This window comes from Synechococcus sp. OH20 (assembly GCF_047502685.1).
GTDB lineage: Bacteria > Cyanobacteriota > Cyanobacteriia > Thermostichales > Thermostichaceae > Thermostichus.
Genome location: NZ_JANSIQ010000033.1, coordinates 1 through 16,924 on the forward strand (window position 1 = coordinate 1; position 16,924 = coordinate 16,924).

The window sequence follows — 16,924 nt, forward strand, 5'->3', positions numbered from 1 at the left end:
CCCCCAGCCCCTCTCCCAGCCCTCACCCCCAGCCCCTCTCCCAAAGGGAGAGGGGAGTTAGAGCGGCGCGTTCGCGACAGCGTTATGAGTGCTAGACGGGATTCCCAAACAGGGGGTTGGCTCTCAAACCAGTCCGAACAGACGGCGCTCTGCCTCTTCCATACGTTCCAACAGAGCAGCAAATTTCGTAGAGATCTCCTCCACTTCCTGCAAAAAGGCGCGCAACGCCTGGTACTTGAGAACCAAGGCTTCTTCCAGGCTACAGGTTGGGAACTGCTCATCCAACGCCTGGCCCAACTCGCTCAGGGCCTGTTCGATAGCCGCTTTAACCGAGCTGACGCTGCGCCGCACCAGACGCATCACCTCCTGCTCTAGCTGCGGCTTTTGCCGAGTTAGCTCGCTGCTGGCCAACACCTGTCTCAGGGAAGCATAGGGATCCACCAGCTCGCCAGGCACTTCCGGCAGAGCGTGTTCTCCACCGCCGCCGCGAAGGGGCTGCACCAGGCGCCACTCCGATTGCTCCAGCTTTTTCAAAATCCCCCTGAACATTGCGGCGGATCCCTCGACATCCCTCAAGAAGCCGCGCAGCACCTGGTGTTTGAGCGTCAGATATTGGGCGGGATCCTCATCCTGTAGTCCTTCGTCCAGAGCATTGCCCAACTCGCTCAGGGTGTTCTCGATGGCCACCATCAGGGATCCGGCGCTGCGATGGAGCAGTTGGCGGCAGGACTCTGGGATCGCCTGTCGGAGGTCAGAAGAGGGGTTGGGCGATGTTGCCAGAGCTGTAAAAGCCGGAGACCCTATAGAGGGATCCTCCCCATCCTCGACCCAAGTCATGGGGGCGCCAACAGCATCTTCTGTATCGAGCCAATCGAGAGCGACAGAGGCGGGCTCGGCAGCTAACCCTCCACCAGCGGCGGTTTCTGGGGGCACAGAAACGTAAAGAGGCTTCAGCATCTGCAGCACGGCATTGGCAGCTTGGCCATCCTGATCAGGCTCCTGCGACTGTTGCACCGCCTCCTTCAGCCGAGTTTCCAGCTCTTGGGGGGAATTGCAGGCCCTATAAAGGGCTGTGAGCAGCTCATCCAGGCTGTAGCGCCGTAGGGCCGCCAACCCCTGCAGAGTGGGCTCTACTTTGTGGTACAAAGCCGTGAACAGAACCAGCTTGACCCGCAAAGGGCTGGCTTGCCGCATCACCCCTGCCCGCAACTCGAAGGGATCGTAGTCTTGCTTTTGCAGTTGCAAACCCCCGTACTTCAAAGACAAGACAGGCGAGGGCTGAGCCCAAACCGATGGATCTGCTTGCGGCTGTTGATACAAAGGCTCCAGCTTGCTCAGCAGCATCTTGGCGATGCGGGCATACTCGGCTTTTTTGTTGATGCGGCTGATGGCATCTCGAAAGCGCTGGCCCAGAGCATCAAGGGTTGCGTGCTCACGGCAGAGCTGCTCCAGGAGTGCCTTCAGGTCTATTTGGCTCAACTTGCCGACATCGCCTTCCCAGGTGCTGGTGCAGGCAAAGTAAACCAGCTTTTTGACTCGGTCTGCGTACCCGCCCCGCTGCACTTCTTGCACGACAAGGCCCAGGGGATCCGAGACTACCATAGGGAGCTGCCAAGCAGGAGTATGCCGAATCTAAGCTTACGAGGGTCTTTGCGGTTTTTGAACAGGGCTGGGTATCTTGCTGGGCAGAATAGCATATCCTTCCCAGGCAGAACCCACCTGTGTTTGCCCAGGGATCCCCCCTGGAGTTTAGCGGCCTATTTTTTGCAGGGCTTTTTCCACCCGCACCACATGGCGGTTCAATCCCAGGTTTTCCGCCGGGATCCCCAGGGCCAGGCCCACCAATTGCGGCACATGCAGGATCGGGATTCCCAGCTTGCGCCCGATCACCTGCTCCACCTCCGGCTGGCGCGAGTCCAAATTGAGGTGACATAGGGGACAAGGGGTAACCACACAATCGGCCCCCGCCTCGATTGCTTCGAGGAGATGCCGGCCTGCCATCGAGAAAGACTGCTGCGGGGCATAGCTGGAAAGGGGCCAACCGCAACACTGGGTGCGCCCGCGATACCAAACAGGGGTGGCCCCCAAATGCTCGAAGAGATCTTCCAGCAAACGGGGATCCCGCGCCACGTCAAAGCGGGAGATATCGTAGGCCCGCAACAGATAACACCCGTAGAAGGCGGCGCAGCGCAGCCCCCACAGAGGCCGTTTCACCTGTCGGGCCAATCGCTCCAGGCCGTAGTCATGAACCAGCACCCACAGCAAATGGCGCACATCGCCGGTGCCTTCGTAGCAGCTCTCACAGCTTCCTTGCTGGCACAGGGTTTGCACCCGGTGAAAGTACTCAGGATCCGCGGTTTTCGCAGCTTTCAACTTTTCATTCACGCGGCCCAACACCCCCTGGCAAGTGCTGCAGTGGGTGAGCATCGGCAACCCCAATGCCTCTGCCAAAGCCAGGTTGCGGGCATTCACCGTATCTTCCAGCAGCTCCGATTCTTCCTTGAAGGTCCCGGAACCACAGCAGGAAGCTGCCTCCAGCTCCACCAGTTCGATGCCCAAATGCCGCGCGATCCGGTTGGTAGAGTCGTACAGCTCGCGACAAGCCCCCTGGGCCACACAGCCGGGGTAGTAGGCGTAGCGCCAGGATGAAGGGAGGGCCGCAGTCATGAGAAGAAGCGAAAGAGCACTGGGTTTGCGATTGAGATGGGGGCTCTGGTGAACAGAGGCTAGCGCCTATTCCCCTTCAGGGGGCGCTGCTGTCTTGGCATCCCAAGCAGCCTCTGCCCCGTAAGAGTCGATATCAATGGCCTGGGAGCCCCCCATAGCCAACAGGGCCAGTAGGGATCCCAACTGCCACCACACCAAGCCTGCCGTACTCAGCACCAGGATTCCACCCACCCAACTGGCCAGAGTCAGAGACAGGCCAAAGACGTTCAAACACGCCACCACAAAACCAAGGGTAAACAAACAGCAGAGACCGTAGGTGAGGATCACCCCAGGAGTCCGGTAGCGAATTGTTGCCTGGCTATCTCGGTTGAGCTGCCAAAGGGCTACCTGGTATTCCAGCTTATCTTTGAAAATGATGCCGAAGATAAGAGCAAAAAAGCTAAGCAGGGCAATGGCGGAGTAAATGGGGGGATTAACAAAAGAACTGGAGAAGTTGCCGCCAGCGTAAAGGGGTTCCATGGGCCTCACCTCGGTTCGGGATCCAGGCTTTTAGCTTAACATTTCTTAGTACTAAAGATATCTAGGCTGCAACGAAGATTTGCCAAGGCGGTTCGGATGGCACTAGAGTAGCGTCAAGTCTTGCCAGCCCGTCGTCTTTTGCAAGTGTCTTGGGTGAGGTCATCATGCCGCTTATCCCACAGGGGTTGCGCCCCCATTGTCATCTCCTCCGGGCAGGGATCCCGTTGGTTGGTGCTTTGGCTTTGGGGGCCTGCTGGAGCAACCGCATAGGTGCCGAGTTGCCCACATCGGCTCAGAATCCTTTTCCCCCCATCCCCACCCCACCACCGCCCCTGCCTTCCCCCAGTGGGACTCCGGGCCTTCCCCCCTGGTGGCCCCGCGCACAATCGCCGGGGTGGAAAGATTCTCCCTATGCGGGGGTCTTGTCCGGCTTTTTGCAGGGATTGGCGGCCCAAGGGGGAGCGCTCTCACAACAGGGGATCCTGCTGTGGACGCCGCAGGGGGAGCTGTTGGCGGAGCACCTGCTGGATCGGCCTTTGCCGGTGGGGGCCTTGGATCAGTTGGCCATCAGCTTGATGGCTCTGGAGACTTGGGGCTACGAGCATCGCTTTGAAACCCGGTTCTACACCACAGGCCATCGGTCAGGCCACCGCCTGACGGGAGATTTGATCCTCGTGGGCAGCGGGGATCCCTATTTCACAGAGGCAAATGTGGCCGAGCTGGCCCGTCACTTACACAGCCTTGGGATTCGCCAGATCGAGGGGGATGTGAAGGTGGTGCCCCCCTTCCGTTTGCTGGGCCAGCCCGATCCTGTGGCCGGCGCCCGGCGTCTGGCAGAGCTTCTCAGCGGTACCCAACAGCCCCATCCGGTTGCCATTGGCGGCTCTGTGTCGCTCCTGAGGGATTGGCCTGCAGATGCCCATTGCCTGGCCGTCTACACCTCGCTGCGCCTGGGATCCCTGCTGCAACTCCTCAACGGCAGCAACGACCGGGCCATGGCAGAAGCCCTGTTGGCGGAGCTGGGGGGCAAAACGGCCCTGCTGGAGTACCTGCGGCAGCGATTGGTGGCTCAGCCCATTGCCCGCCTGGATCCCCAAATGGCCCCTGCTGAGCAAGACATCCGCCTTGGAGAAGGAGGGCAAGCACTGTACCTCTCCCCTCGCGCCCTAGCTCATCTCTGGGAACACCTGCTGGATCTCACAGATGGGGATCCGACTCGGATCCTGCCCAGAGCAGGCATCGGCCACAGCACCCTGAGGGCGCGCACCTTGCCCCCAGGTACGACTGCCCAGGTGGGATCCGCTGCGGAGCGGCTGATGCTGATGGGGCAGTTGCCCAATGGCCACAACTTCATCTTGCTCAACCACAGTCCCGATCTGGGCGTTTTGCGCCGGCAACAGGATCAGTTCCTGCAGCAGGTGCTGGCCGTTGGGGAGCCTCTCCGCTGAACTGTGCCCCGCCCTCACCCCCAGCCCCTCTCCCAGAGGGAGAGGGGACAGCATTCAGGACTGAAAAAGGCGGGAATAGAGCTGCTGGTGGGCTTGGCAATCGCGCTCGTTGAGGGGGGCGAAGCTGCTCAGGGCAGGCCAATTGAGAGCAGGATCCCGCCGGACAACCGGCAGGATCTCCTGCTGCACCACGGTCTCAATCGGCTCATACAATTGGGCCAGCAGACTTTGCCCCTCGCTATGCCCCAAAGGCACCAAGCGCACCGCCGCCGAGACCCACCCGGTGAGGGAGGCAAACAAAAAGGCCCGTAGGGTATCTTCCAGCCCAATGCCTGCCTGAGCACAGATCCAGCCGAAGGCCAAGGGATGATGCCACGGCTCCCCCACTGCTTGGGGGACGGAGATTCCCCAGGTGCGTTCTGCCAGTTGAGTCAAACGCTTCCCCAGATCCAAGCTGGCTTGCCGCGGCTCCGCCGCCCAACGGGTGGCTTGCAATTGCCGCTGCAGCTTCTCTACTCCCGACGGGGATCCCGCTTGCGCCAAACGGTGGGCCAGGGCACAGGCTCTGCCCTCAATGGGGGCCAAGCTCATGTGCAAAACCCCCAGCAGATACTGCTGCACCCCGACCCGATCCCGAAGTTGACCCGCCTGAACCGCTGTTTCCAAACCCCACGAGTGGCAATAAGCACCAATCGGCAGGGCAGAATCGGTAAGCTGCAGCAAAAGATAGAAAGCGTTGCTCGCTCCCCGCGAAGCAAGTTGGGAGAAAGGTTCGCCGCGCATCTTCACGAAGCTTTAGCGGGGGCGGATCAGGCCGTAGCCGCCGTGGTTGCGGACGTAGATGACGTTGATCTCGCCGTTTTCGATATTGCGGAAAACATAGAAGTCGTGATCCACCAGCTCCAACTGGTGCAGCGCTTCTTGAACTGACATGGGAGGCATGGCGAAGTATTTGGTGCGCACCACCTCAGCCGGCAACTCCGGCTGCCGTTCGGTATTAAGCGGATCGGTAACAGGCTGCTGGGACACCGCCCAAGAGGTTTTGGGGGCGTGGCGGGTGCGGTGCACGCCATTGCGTTCTTTGTATTTGCGCAGCTTGCGGGCCAGCTTGTCGGCCACACGATCGATGCTGGCATAGAGATTTTCGCTGCTTTCTTCCGCCCGGATAACGGTGCCATTGGCGTAGACGGTCACTTCGGCAGATTGGCTGGCACTGATACGGGGGTTGCGGGCTACCGATAGATTGACATCAACCTCACTGGTGATCTGGGCAAAATGGCTGACAGCACGCTCAATTTTTTCTTGAACGTAGCTGCGGATGGCGTCGGTAATCTCGACGTTCTTCCCTTGGATCACAAGCTTAGTCATGGAGACTCTCCCAGTTGTATCGGTTTACGCCTAAAGTTAGCGCCTTACCCTCGCAAAGGATCCCTAGAAAACAGCCCCCACCTCAGGCATGATCGTGGCCCGGCAACTTGCGAAAAGGGGCCATGCAAGCGGCACTAACCTCTTGGGTTAAGTCTAAGTTAACACCTCCCCTCGGGTTCCCGACCAGGAGTTAAGAATAAATTTAGGCTGTCTTAACTCTTGATGGCTCGCACACCAGTGCGATTGCTCGGGCAAAGAGGGATCCCTAGAATTCAGAACCCTAAGTTAAGTTAAGTGGAGAAGGTATGAAGCAAAGGGCTGGAGAGAGCAATCTTGCCGGCGAAACTTGAAATACTTTCTTTTGCTAACACTTGAATTCGACTCTGCGGATCGGAGACTAGATGAGTAAAACTCTCCCAACAACGCTCGCTATTGTCAATACCTAAAAGAGGGAGCCGAGTTGTTCAAGGAAACTCCCATGCAGTCGAAAAAAGTAGCGGCTGCTGAACCGGCACCTTCCCCCAGTCCGAATATCCCTCTATTCTTCCCGTCAATATCCCTCTATTGGGTCATTATACAACCTGGTGTGGGCAGCAGCGGCAGGGGACGCTTTGTCTGGCCGGGGCAGAAACTGACAGAGAAGATGAAGAAGTGCTAACTGAAACTAAGGTTTTTATCAAGATAGAGTTTCTGTGAAGCCATCGTTCCCAGAAGTAGCAGGTCTGAGAAGCTGTTTTTGGCCTCTGGGTTGGTGGCCGGTTCTGCTAGGGTTAAGGCCGGTTTGTGGGCAAGAAGTGGGGTGAACTCGGTGGGCAAAGGGATCCCGTTGCAGGCGGCGGCGCTGTTGGACAGAGCAGAAGCGGCTCTGCAGGAGCGCTTTCAGGCGATGGACCAGGTTCTCAGGGAGAACCTGGCGCGGGTGTTGCGGGCCTTCCACGACCAGCAGGTGGGATCCCACCACTTTGCCGGCGTATCGGGCTACGGCCACGACGACCGGGGGCGAGAGGTGTTGGATCGGGTGTTTGCCCAGATCATGGGCTGTGAGGCGGCGCTGGTGCGGCTGCAGATGGTCTCCGGCACCCATGCCATTGCCTGTGCTTTGTTCGGGGTGCTGCGCCCGGGGGATGAGCTGTTGGCCATCACCGGCCCCCCCTACGACACTCTGGAGGAGGTGATCGGCCTGCGGGGATCGGGGCGGGGATCCCTGCGGGAGTTCGGCGTTACCTATCGCCAGTTGGATCTGCGGAAGGGCGATGTCGATTGGCAGGCTCTAAAAACCGCTCTCAGACCGCAAACCCGCCTGGTGCACATCCAGCGCTCCTGTGGCTACAGTTGGCGGCCCAGCTTCTCCATTGCCCAGATTGCCGAGATGATCCAGATCGTCAAAGCACAAAACCCGGAGGTGGTGGTCTTGGTGGACAATTGCTATGGCGAGTTTGTGGAAACCCAAGAGCCAACCCATGTGGGCGCCGATCTGATCGCCGGATCCCTGATCAAAAATCCAGGCGGCACCCTCGTCCCAGCGGGGGGCTATGTGGCGGGGCGGGCCGAGCTGGTGGAGCAGGCTGCCTGCCGGCTGACGGCGCCGGGGATCGGCTCGGAAGGCGGGGCCACCTTCGATCTCAACCGGCTCCTGTTTCAAGGGTTGTTTTTGGCCCCGCAGATGGTGGCCGAAGCGGTCAAGATTGCCCACCTGGCCGCCCAGGTGTTTCACGATCTGGGCTACCCGGTCTCGCCTCTGCCCCAAGCGCCCCGCACCGACATCATTCAGGCCATTCAACTGGGATCCCCGCAGAAGTTGCAGGCTTTTTGCCGCGCCATTCAAAGCAGCTCGCCGGTGGATTCCTACCTCACCCCGATCCCAGAAGTGATGCCCGGCTATGCCGATCCGGTGGTGATGGCGGCAGGCACTTTTGTTGCGGGCAGCAGTGCTGAGCTCTCTGCCGACGGGCCGATGCGGGATCCCTACACCGTCTATTTGCAGGGGGGAACCCATCTTGGCCACGGGCGGCTGGCCCTGGAAGCCGTCTTACAAGCTTGGGATTCCCTGTGAAGTTACCCACCCGCCCCGGCAAACCAATGGATAAAATTGAGGCGTGGTTTTGGCTCATGGGGGCGGGGAGTCTTGTCGATGTTGAGCTTGTGTCGTTCTTTCGCACTTCCCCGCCGCTGGGGATCCTGTTTGGCCCTGAGTCTGGTGGCGCTGGGGCTGTCCAGCAGTTGTCGGTGGTTGGATCTGCTGCAAGAGAGGAGCGCGCAGGTGGGATCCTCCCTTGCTTCTTCTCCCCTGTGGAGAGATGGCCGAACCCTGGCGGGAACCCTCAGCCCTGAAGATCTGAGCAACCCTCAGGATGGCAGCTTTTGGGATGAGATTTCGATTACATCTCAGCCGGGGCAGATCCTGATTGCGGCCCTGGAGAGCGAAGATTTCGATGCTTACCTGGAGCTGGTGGATGGCCAAGGACGGGTGATCGGCTTTGACGATGACTCCGGCCCAGATATAAATGCCTTGTTGGCGGTGCGTCTGCCAGAGGGCGGCACCTACACCCTGCGAGCCACCAGCTTTGAGCCAGAATCCACCGGCAACTACCGGCTGACCTATGTCCTCACCCAGATCGATTGGCAGCAAACTCCATCAGGCCGTCTGCAGGAGGGATCCCTGCAGCACCCCGAGGATGGCAGTTGGATGGACGAATATCCCATTGCCGCTCGCGCCGGCCAGATCCTGATCGCCTCCCTAACCAGCGCCGACTTCGATGCTTTTTTGCAACTGTTGGATCCCAGCGGAGAAGTCGTGGCTTGGGATGACGACCAAGGCGGCGGAACCGATGCTCTGATGATTGCCTTTCTGCCCCGCACCGGCACCTATACCCTGCGGGCCAACACCTATGGGCCAGGAGAAAAAGGGGCTTATGAGCTGCAGTACACCTTACGCTAGCACCCAGGCTCGTCAAGGTTCTTCCTCTTCTGGTGAAGGAGAGCGGGCAGTTTTTACCTTAAGGCCGATAGGGTGATGACCAGATTTTGACGGGAATCGTTATTTTTTCTATAGTTATGCTAAGTAGCGGTGAAAACCTTGCGCATTTTGCGCTCCCCTCTCCCGCTCCAAAGGGGAGGCTACTTATCTATGGCGGTGCAGGGCGCTGCGGAGATGTTTTAGACCGGCTTGAAATGGCTATGGCTAAGGTTAGCAACCTCTGGTTTTCTTCAAGCTTTCTGAACAAGGATGGTCGGCACTTACTGAGGTTTATGGGAAAGCATGACATCTTATCCTAAGTTGTGACGGAGCTGAAATATTGCTCTCACAGGTGAGGTCTTTTTTCTAGAATCAGGTCAATGGCCCAGACCATTCTTTTGCAGCTAGCCCCTATCCCCACAAAATGGATGCCATGACTCCTGAAATGGTACGCCAGTTTTGGTCTTTGGTCAGCGAGATTGGCAGGCCAGATTGGCTCACAAAACGCGATGACGACTTGGTGAATCTGCTTCTGAGCGCCTGCCAGAGAAAACATGTCCTCAGCAGTGTCGATGCCTCGGTGCTCAATCGCTACATCAGCATTCGCTTGCCCTTGATTCGCGATATCCTCGTTGAGTGAACGACTCCCGGCACTCATCTTCGTTGAGTAAACACAATTCACAAATACAGTGCGGGGCTTCCCGCCGATTAAGCTAAACCGAGAGAGGACAAGGCTTTCCCAATCATGCTGACCGCACAAATCACCTTGCTGGTCTATGGAGTTTTACCTAGTCGGCGATAGACTGAACTACTCTGAAAAATAGCCCACACTATGTTCAGCGTAGCCGAGGTTTAGCACAGCTAGGTATGTCGCGCCGAGAGAGGCGGCCAGCTATAATGCCAAGCGCCAGCATGGAGCCCTGGAGATCTTCCTCAGGGCGTCGCGGCATGCTGCCTTTCTGCTCAGCAATGAGCGGGATGCCATCGCTTCATTGCTGGGTAGCAATATGGGGACTCCGTCCCGCTGTTGCGAACAGCAATGTTCAGCGTAAATGTATCGGCTCTAAGTCTTTTATCGGAGGACTGGTTGGGGCCACACTCGCGTTCGATTCGGTGGTCATAATGGGATCCCTCCTTTAGGTGGTGTATTCGGCGTTGATGCGCACGTAATCGTAGCTGAGATCGCAGCCCCAGGCCATGCCCTGGCCGGATCCCTGGTGGAGATCCACCGTGAAGGTTACCGGATCCCCCTTCAAGTACTCAGAAGCCGCCTGGCGATCAAAATTCAGGGGCATGCCCGCCTGCATAAGCAGAAAATCTCCCAAGCGAATCTCCAAGCAGCGGCTGTCAAAAGGGATCCCGGCCCGACCGGCGGCGGCGGCCACCCGTCCCCAGTTGGGGTCGTTGCCAAAGGCTGCCGCCTTTACCAAGGGAGAGCTGGCGATCACACGGGCCATCTGCCGAGCCGACCTGTCGTCGGGGGCGCCTTGGACGCGGATTTCCAGCAGCTTGGTCGCCCCCTCCCCGTCGCGGGCAATGGCCTTGGCCAGATGGACGCAAACTTGGTTGACCATCTCCGCCAAAGTTTGGGCGGCTGCTGTGCCGGCTTGAATAGCCGGGATCCCGCTCCGGCCATTGGCCAGGGCCAGGAGCATATCGTTGGTGCTGGTATCCCCATCCACGGTGATTTGGTTAAAGCTGAGGTCGGCAGCTTGCTGGAGGATCTGCTGCCACAGATGGGGATCTACAGCCGCGTCGCAGGTCAAGAAAGCCAGCATCGTGGCCAAGTTGGGATGGATCATGCCGGATCCCTTGGCAATGCCCCCCAGCCGGACGGTGTACCCGTCGATCTCGGCCTCTAGGGCAACGCTTTTGGTCACCAGGTCGGTGGTGAGGATGGCACGGGCAGCACTCTCCCCTCCTGCTGGCGAGAGGCTGTCGATCAGGCGGGGCAGGGCTGCCTCAATTTTGGCCATTTCCAATTGCCGCCCGATCACCCCCGTCGAGGCCGTGAGCACCTGTTGGGCCGGGATCCCCAACCGTTCTCCCACCCAGAGGGCCAGTTGGGCGTTGTTGCGTTCCCCTTCTTCTCCGGTACAGGCGTTGGCTTGGCCGGCATTGCAGAGAATAGCCTGCACCGGCTGCCCTTGGGCGAGGATCCCTTGGTTGTAGGTAACACAAGCGGCCTTGACCTGGTTGGTGGTAAAAACACCCGCCCCCACCGCCTCGCAGTCAGCAACGATCAAGGCCAGATCCGCAGCTCCTGAGGGCTTGAGGCCGGCGGCCACTCCAGCAGCTCGAAACCCTTGTGGGGCAGTGACGGCACCTTCAACCGGTTTAAATTGGGATCCCATGCGTTCCTCGGCCAGGTGGGGGTCGGCAATATCATAGCGGCTTGCGGCTCGGGTTTGGGTTCAGGGCAAGTTTTGCCTGAGAAACCTTCTGAAAACCCGTCCTGAGGGCAAAAGTTGTAGTTCTACTAACCAAGCAGAGGCGGCAGAGAGGGTTATTTTTAAAGTATGGGGTGTGCCTGTGTAACCTTCTCTCCTCTTTGCTGGATTTGCAAGGTACCCTCTTGTCCCCTCCCCTAGGAACTGCAAGCCATGCCTGCCCCTGTCATTACCCTTAGCCATGTCAGCAAGGCCTATGCCAATGGCACGGTGGCTTTGCAAGACATGAACATGACCATCCAAGAGGAGCAGTTTGTCAGCTTGGTGGGGCCATCTGGCTGTGGGAAAAGCACGGTGCTGCGGCTGATCGCAGGGCTGGGTGACCTAACCACCGGCTCTATCGAATGGGGGCAAAACACCTCCCAAGGAGAGCCCAAATTGGCCTTTGTGTTTCAGGAGCCGGCCCTCATGCCCTGGGCAACGGTGATGGACAACGTGCGCCTGCCCCTGAAGTTGGCCGGTGAGCCCAAGCCAAAAGCCGATCGAGATGTTCTGGAAGCTCTAGAACTGGTGGGCCTACGGGGGTTTGAGCGCCATTTTCCCCGCGAGCTGTCCGGCGGTATGCGCATGCGGGTTTCCATTGCTCGCGCCTTGGTAACCAAGCCGCAGGTGTTGCTGATGGACGAGCCTTTTGGTGCTTTGGACGAGATCACCCGCAGCAAGCTAAACAGCGAGCTGCTGGAGTTGTGGCAAGAAAAGCACTGGACGGTCATCTTTGTTACTCACAACATCTATGAGGCTGTCTATCTTTCCAACCGCGTGGTGGTGATGGCGGCTCGTCCGGGCCGGGTGGTAGCCGATATTCCCATCGATGCCCCCTATCCCCGCTCGGAAGAGTTTCGCACCTCAACCCTTTACAACGACTACTGCCGTGAAGTGTCGGCTCGTCTCCAGGAAGCCATGTATGGCGCGGCTCAGGAGCCTTATCTGCGTCCCCTCTCGGCCGGACGTTCGCGCTGACGGGATCCCTTCCTTGACGGTGTTCCCTGTTGTGTAGAGCCCCCTTCCTCATCAACCTCAGGATATGTTCGATGCTTTCCTCTCCCTTTTCAATTGGCTGTATCGCCGGCTGGGATCCCTTGGCGCGGCGGAGCGCTTGTCTCTGCCTTGGCCGGATTGGGCTCCGCCCAGGCTGACCGGAGCGGTTAGAGAACAACTCAGGTTCCAACCCACGGCTGCCGCTGCTGGGCCGAGTGCTGCGCCGGCAAAGGGGTTGGATCTGGGCCGCTGGTTCAATCTGGAGGTGATGGCCCCCGTTATTGTCGGGATCCTCTTTTTGGTGGGCTGGGAAGTGGCGGTGCGGGTGACAGGAATGCCCCACTATCTCTTGCCGGGGCCGATTTTGGTGGCGCAAACCCTTATCCGCGACTGGGGAACGCTTTTTCCTTCTCTGTTGATTACTCTGCAGATCACGGTGGTGGCCTTTTTGGCCGCCACCGTATCCGGGCTTGTGCTGGCGATTGTGTTCACCCAGAGCAAGTGGATCGAGCGCAGCTTTTTCCCCTATGCGGTGCTTTTGCAAACAACGCCCATTGTCTCCATCGCGCCGCTGATCATCATTTGGCTGCGCAACAACACCTTTGCCGCGATGGTGGTCTGCGCGTGGATTGTGGCTTTTTTCCCGATTCTTTCCAACACCACTCTGGGGTTGAACAGCGCCGATCACAACCTGCTCAACCTGTTTCAACTGTACAAGGCCAATCGTTGGCAAACCTTGATCTACCTGCGGCTGCCCAGCGCCATGCCCTATTTCATGGGGGGCCTGCGCATCAGCGGCGGCCTTTCTTTGATTGGGGCGGTGGTGGCGGAGTTCGTGGCTGGTACCGGTGGGCAGCGAGCTGGGATCGCCTACCAGATCTTGATCTCCAGCTTCAACCTGCAGGTGCCGCGCATGTTTGCAGCCTTGATCTTGGTTACCGGCTTGGGGATCCTGATCTTCATTTCCCTAAGCGCTTTATCGGAGAGGGTATTGGGCAAGTGGCACGAGAGCGCCATGCGCCGAGAGAATTGAACTGTGACATACTCCCGCACTCCTGCTGGCGCCTAGAGTGCAGGCTTTGCCAATAGTGACTCCTGCCATCGCAACCAGCTCCGCGCCGCTGCCGCTGTGGGTTGCTATCGAAGGGGGATGAACTCGGTGCGGCCAATGATTTGTTGGCCTTGATCCGAGAGGGCATAGTTGATGAAATCGGCCACCGCAGGGCTGGTTCTCTGAGGTGCCACCAAAAACACGTTGCGGGCCAGAGGATAGCGGCCACTTTGGATAGCCTCGCGGGTGGGCATCTGGCCGTCGATGGGCACCATCCTCACCGTTTGCTGGTTCTGCACCTGATCCACGGTGCTGTAGGTGATGCCGTCTTCTCCCAAAGCCCGCAGGAGAGGGGTGGTGACATCTTCGGTGGCGGTGGTGAAGTAGGGCGGGTTGTCGGGAGCAAAGGGCAGCCCCAGCAACACCAGCTCTTGGAAGACAGTGTAGGTGCCGCTCTGGGGGGCGCGGTTGAGAACGCGAATTGGGCGATCCGGGCCGCCCACCTGACTCCAGTTGGTGATCCGACCCTGGAAGATATCGGCCAATTGCTGCAGCGTCAGGCCGCCTTTGTAGGGGTTGTTCACCCCCACCGCCACCGCCAGGGCATCTTTGGCCACCGGGATCGCCTGCAAACCGGCCTGCACTTCGCTGGCATTGAGGGGGCGGGAGCTGGCGGCCATCTGGATGCGCCCTTCCATCAGGGCCTTGAGGCCGGCATTGGAGCCGTTGGGTTTGCCATCCGGGATCCCGTAGGTGAGGGGAATGCCGGGGTTGCGCTGGCTGTAGCCTGACTTCAAGGCCAAGACAAGGCGAACCATGGTGACGCTGCCATCCATCTGCAGCACCGCCGGGTTGGGCAGGGAAGTGTCCAGCTTAACCGGGCCGGCAGGCAGATTGGGGGCTTGCGCCTGGGGAAGGTTGGGTGCCGTCGGTGCCTGTGGCTGGGCAGCCGGAATCTGGCTGGGGACAGAAGGCACGTTCCCTCGATTCAGGAAAGAGTCAAGCAGGCCGGAGCGATAGGCATACCAGCCGCCTCCCCCCAGTATCGCCAGCAAAAGAATGTAAACAATCGGAGGCGGGCCAGAGCTTTGTGCGGTCATGGGATCCCCCCAGAGAAATTCGCAGTCCAGACATTATGAGACCTTCCCCCTCCGTTGTATCAATTGCCTGGGGAGATTGGGTAAGCGTCAGGTTAAGGGGCATCCCGTCCCACCTCGCGCAGCTCGATCACATCCGCGCGGGGATCCGCCTGCACGACTTCCAGTTCAATCCAAGCTGCTAGAGGAGCCTGGCGTTCTAGGCGTACCGGCACCCGAAAAGCGATCTCATCCAGCAGGGCCAGCACCAGGTTTTCTTGCTCGCGCAGATAGCCCAAGACCAAGGCCCGCCAAATCTGCCCCGGTCGCTGGCGCAGGTACTCAATGCTCCAGTAGCGCTTGGACTTGCGCTCCACTTGAACCGCTTCTGCAGTGCCCGGCTCAATGGCCAGCAACAACTGCTGCACCTCGGCTTCGGTCAAGGGCAAGGGATCCCCGCGCAAGAAAGCCTTGATCTGGTAGTGGGCCACCAGATCCAGGTAGCGGCGAATGGGGGAAGTTACTTGACAGTAGGCATCGAGACCCAGCCCCGTATGTCGCCCCGGTTGGGTGGCCACCTCTGCCCGCGATAGACAGCGCATGATGGCAAAAGATCTCACCGGCCCCTGGGGATACAGATCCAGAACCTCCGGCGGGGGGAGCTCAGGGGCCGGCTGCAGGCGATAGGGCACCGGGATCCCGTTTTGGCAAGCAAAGCGAGCAGCCACCTCACCGGCCAGCACCATCATCTCCGCCACCATCTGCCGCGCCGGCGTATCCTCAATAACACGCAGGTGGGGGATCTCGTCCATGACCTTGATATCTTGCTCCGGCAGGCCGATCTGGATGGCCCCTTGAGCCAGGCGCCAGGCGTAGCGCCAGCGAGCGGCCCGGGCAATGGCCGTCAGTTGTGCCTCTGCCCCCAACTCCAGCATCTCGTCGGCATCGTCATAGGTGAGGCGGTAGTTGACCTGGATTTGGCTAAGGCAGATCTCGTAGTTGCGCACGACACCGTCGCATCCCAGCCGGATGCCGAAGCTGAGGGCAGGCCGCACCTCCCCCTGCACCAAGCTCATCAGGCCGGTGGACAGCTCCGGTGGAAACATCGGGATCACCCGCTCGGGCAAATAGACGCTGGTGCCACGCCGGCGGGCCTCCAGATCCAAAGGATCCCCCCACTGTACCCAGCAACTGGGATCGGCAATGTGGATCCAGAGCTTGATCTCCTCATCCGACCAAAACTCGACGCTGAGGGCATCGTCGATATCGCGGGTGCTGGCGTCGTCGATGGTGTAGGTGTGGAGATGGGTGAGATCGCGGCGCAGATGGGGATCCAGGAAGGGAGGAGGGCCGCCCAGCAAAGTTTGGGTGTAGCGCTCCACCTCCTTGGGAAATTGGGTGGGGATCCCGGTGAGGCGCAGAGCCAGGTTCTCGTGGCGGCTCCACAGGCCCAGGGCCACCAGGGCGTCAAAGGCTCCTTGGGGAGTGTCGGGAAATCCCATCAGTTGCAGCAGTTGCGAGGCCCGTTCCCGATCCGAGGGGGTGAGGTTGTGGGAGAGATCCTCGTGGCTGCGAATGCTGGCCGCCGCTCCCTGCAAAGCTAGGCGCTCCAGCAGCTCCAGACGGGCTCGCTCCGCTGGGGTCCAAGTGTACTTTTGCCCAGGCTGGGCCACCGCTGCCCTTAGGCGGGCCTCAAACTCGGCCTGTTCCTGCTGCCGCTGCTGGGTAACGGCAATTTGATGGCGGATTTCCTTCACCTGCGCCGGGGTACGCGGCTCGTAGCCTTCCCCCTTTGCCTTAAAGTAGATGAAATCCTCACTCAAAAGGCGGTAAGCAGCATAAGTAGAGACCGGGGAATCGTCGGAAAACAACAACTGGGCCATCTCCGACAGGCTCAGGAGCCGGCGCTCCTCCTGAACCAATTCCCAGGCCAAAGCTAAGCTTTCGGGATCCAACTTCGCCTGCACCGCCTGCCAAAAGCCGGGAATGTCGGAAGCCGTGAAACTGGATCCCCCATTCAAGGCAAAGGTAATTTGGCGAGGGTGAACGCTGTGCACCTGCCCCGAAGCCACGCCCAGCAGTAGGTTCTTTTTGCCCTCGGTGCCCTGAACCACGGCCAACACACGGTCGTTATTGTGGCGAAACTCCACCAGCGTGCCCTTTTCCACCCTCTCTCCCCATGTCGGCTGTTGTTGAAGTGCAGGCTCTCCTCCATTTTCCACCAGCTCTGCCCGCCTGCCCACGCGGAAACCCCGGCCAGAAGACATGCAGACACGAGAACTGGCAATCTTTGCACATCAATACTTAAAGAGAATATGGGTATACGGTACTATGTATACATGAGACACCTATGGGATACAGGCCTTCCGGTAGATTGTGGTTACGTATTCCACACTGCGATTCCAAGGGAG

The 16,924-nt window shown here is 59.3% G+C and carries 14 protein-coding genes; 6 read left to right on the top strand and 8 right to left on the bottom strand.

Annotated elements, in window-relative coordinates; all coding sequences use genetic code 11:
* Window positions 1–123: 123 nt before the first annotated feature.
* The 3 genes from NW826_RS07550 to NW826_RS07560 form a co-directional block, all read right to left on the bottom strand.
* A complete protein-coding gene (locus NW826_RS07550) occupies window positions 124–1,602 on the bottom strand; it encodes a hypothetical protein (RefSeq protein ID WP_414335484.1) in 1,479 nt (492 codons plus the stop codon).
* A gap of 147 nt (window positions 1,603–1,749) precedes the next feature.
* On the bottom strand, window positions 1,750–2,667 hold the full coding sequence (locus NW826_RS07555) for a CoB--CoM heterodisulfide reductase iron-sulfur subunit B family protein (protein WP_414509809.1): 918 nt from the start codon (window positions 2,665–2,667) through the stop codon (window positions 1,750–1,752).
* Between the two features lie 66 nt (window positions 2,668–2,733).
* Entirely contained in the window at window positions 2,734–3,186 is a 453-nt protein-coding gene (locus NW826_RS07560) for a hypothetical protein (protein WP_414335488.1), read from the bottom strand.
* A 164-nt stretch (window positions 3,187–3,350) separates the two neighbouring features.
* On the opposite strand from NW826_RS07560, the gene NW826_RS07565 reads away from it, so the two are divergent.
* On the top strand, window positions 3,351–4,634 hold the full coding sequence (locus NW826_RS07565; RefSeq protein ID WP_414509810.1) for a D-alanyl-D-alanine carboxypeptidase: 1,284 nt from the start codon (window positions 3,351–3,353) through the stop codon (window positions 4,632–4,634).
* A gap of 54 nt (window positions 4,635–4,688) precedes the next feature.
* Here NW826_RS07565 and NW826_RS07570 read toward each other — a convergent pair whose 3' ends face one another.
* Window positions 4,689–5,417 carry an urease accessory protein UreF gene (locus NW826_RS07570; protein WP_414509811.1) on the bottom strand — a complete coding sequence of 243 codons (729 nt, stop codon included), beginning with the start codon at window positions 5,415–5,417 and terminating at the stop codon, window positions 4,689–4,691.
* Window positions 5,418–5,429: 12 nt separating this feature from the next.
* Window positions 5,430–6,002 carry a ribosome hibernation-promoting factor, HPF/YfiA family gene (hpf, locus tag NW826_RS07575; protein WP_414335493.1) on the bottom strand — a complete coding sequence of 191 codons (573 nt, stop codon included), beginning with the start codon at window positions 6,000–6,002 and terminating at the stop codon, window positions 5,430–5,432.
* Between the two features lie 826 nt (window positions 6,003–6,828).
* On the opposite strand from hpf, the gene NW826_RS07580 reads away from it, so the two are divergent.
* The 3 genes from NW826_RS07580 (at window position 6,829) to NW826_RS07590 (ending at window position 9,598) form a co-directional block, all read left to right on the top strand.
* Complete coding sequence (locus NW826_RS07580) at window positions 6,829–8,055, top strand: aminotransferase class I/II-fold pyridoxal phosphate-dependent enzyme (protein WP_414335499.1); 1,227 nt, start codon at window positions 6,829–6,831, stop codon at window positions 8,053–8,055.
* 78 nt (window positions 8,056–8,133) lie between these two features.
* Window positions 8,134–8,940 carry a PPC domain-containing protein gene (locus NW826_RS07585; protein WP_414335495.1) on the top strand — a complete coding sequence of 269 codons (807 nt, stop codon included), beginning with the start codon at window positions 8,134–8,136 and terminating at the stop codon, window positions 8,938–8,940.
* Between the two features lie 451 nt (window positions 8,941–9,391).
* Window positions 9,392–9,598, top strand: a complete 207-nt coding sequence (locus NW826_RS07590; RefSeq protein WP_414335497.1) for a hypothetical protein — start codon at window positions 9,392–9,394, stop codon at window positions 9,596–9,598.
* A 496-nt stretch (window positions 9,599–10,094) separates the two neighbouring features.
* Here the strand turns inward: NW826_RS07590 and argJ are convergent, their stop codons facing one another.
* Window positions 10,095–11,312, bottom strand: a complete 1,218-nt coding sequence (gene argJ, locus NW826_RS07595; RefSeq protein ID WP_414347946.1) for a bifunctional glutamate N-acetyltransferase/amino-acid acetyltransferase ArgJ — start codon at window positions 11,310–11,312, stop codon at window positions 10,095–10,097.
* 249 nt (window positions 11,313–11,561) lie between these two features.
* Here argJ and NW826_RS07600 point away from each other — a divergent pair, with 249 nt between their 5' ends.
* Window positions 11,562–12,368 carry an ABC transporter ATP-binding protein gene (locus tag NW826_RS07600; RefSeq protein WP_414333849.1) on the top strand — a complete coding sequence of 269 codons (807 nt, stop codon included), beginning with the start codon at window positions 11,562–11,564 and terminating at the stop codon, window positions 12,366–12,368.
* 64 nt (window positions 12,369–12,432) lie between these two features.
* Window positions 12,433–13,419, top strand: coding sequence for an ABC transporter permease (locus tag NW826_RS07605; protein ID WP_414333848.1), 987 nt, complete (start codon window positions 12,433–12,435; stop codon window positions 13,417–13,419).
* Between the two features lie 104 nt (window positions 13,420–13,523).
* On the opposite strand, the gene NW826_RS07610 is transcribed toward NW826_RS07605, so the two are convergent.
* The gene (locus NW826_RS07610; protein WP_414333846.1) at window positions 13,524–14,537 is read right to left on the bottom strand and encodes a phosphate ABC transporter substrate-binding protein; all 1,014 of its coding nucleotides are present in this window, start codon (window positions 14,535–14,537) and stop codon (window positions 13,524–13,526) included.
* A gap of 92 nt (window positions 14,538–14,629) precedes the next feature.
* Window positions 14,630–16,780 carry a ribonuclease catalytic domain-containing protein gene (locus tag NW826_RS07615; RefSeq protein WP_414509812.1) on the bottom strand — a complete coding sequence of 717 codons (2,151 nt, stop codon included), beginning with the start codon at window positions 16,778–16,780 and terminating at the stop codon, window positions 14,630–14,632.
* Window positions 16,781–16,924 lie beyond the last annotated feature (144 nt).

Coding starts and splice junctions, on each gene's coding strand:
- NW826_RS07550 (WP_414335484.1), bottom strand. CDS start 1,602: ATGGTAGTCTCGGATCCCCTGGGCCTTGTCGTGCAAGAAGTGCAGCGG.
- NW826_RS07555 (WP_414509809.1), bottom strand. CDS start 2,667: ATGACTGCGGCCCTCCCTTCATCCTGGCGCTACGCCTACTACCCCGGC.
- NW826_RS07560 (WP_414335488.1), bottom strand. CDS start 3,186: ATGGAACCCCTTTACGCTGGCGGCAACTTCTCCAGTTCTTTTGTTAAT.
- NW826_RS07565 (WP_414509810.1), top strand. CDS start 3,351: ATGCCGCTTATCCCACAGGGGTTGCGCCCCCATTGTCATCTCCTCCGG.
- NW826_RS07570 (WP_414509811.1), bottom strand. CDS start 5,417: ATGCGCGGCGAACCTTTCTCCCAACTTGCTTCGCGGGGAGCGAGCAAC.
- hpf (WP_414335493.1), bottom strand. CDS start 6,002: ATGACTAAGCTTGTGATCCAAGGGAAGAACGTCGAGATTACCGACGCC.
- NW826_RS07585 (WP_414335495.1), top strand. CDS start 8,134: ATGTTGAGCTTGTGTCGTTCTTTCGCACTTCCCCGCCGCTGGGGATCC.
- NW826_RS07590 (WP_414335497.1), top strand. CDS start 9,392: ATGACTCCTGAAATGGTACGCCAGTTTTGGTCTTTGGTCAGCGAGATT.
- argJ (WP_414347946.1), bottom strand. CDS start 11,312: ATGGGATCCCAATTTAAACCGGTTGAAGGTGCCGTCACTGCCCCACAA.
- NW826_RS07600 (WP_414333849.1), top strand. CDS start 11,562: ATGCCTGCCCCTGTCATTACCCTTAGCCATGTCAGCAAGGCCTATGCC.
- NW826_RS07605 (WP_414333848.1), top strand. CDS start 12,433: ATGTTCGATGCTTTCCTCTCCCTTTTCAATTGGCTGTATCGCCGGCTG.
- NW826_RS07610 (WP_414333846.1), bottom strand. CDS start 14,537: ATGACCGCACAAAGCTCTGGCCCGCCTCCGATTGTTTACATTCTTTTG.
- NW826_RS07615 (WP_414509812.1), bottom strand. CDS start 16,780: ATGTCTTCTGGCCGGGGTTTCCGCGTGGGCAGGCGGGCAGAGCTGGTG.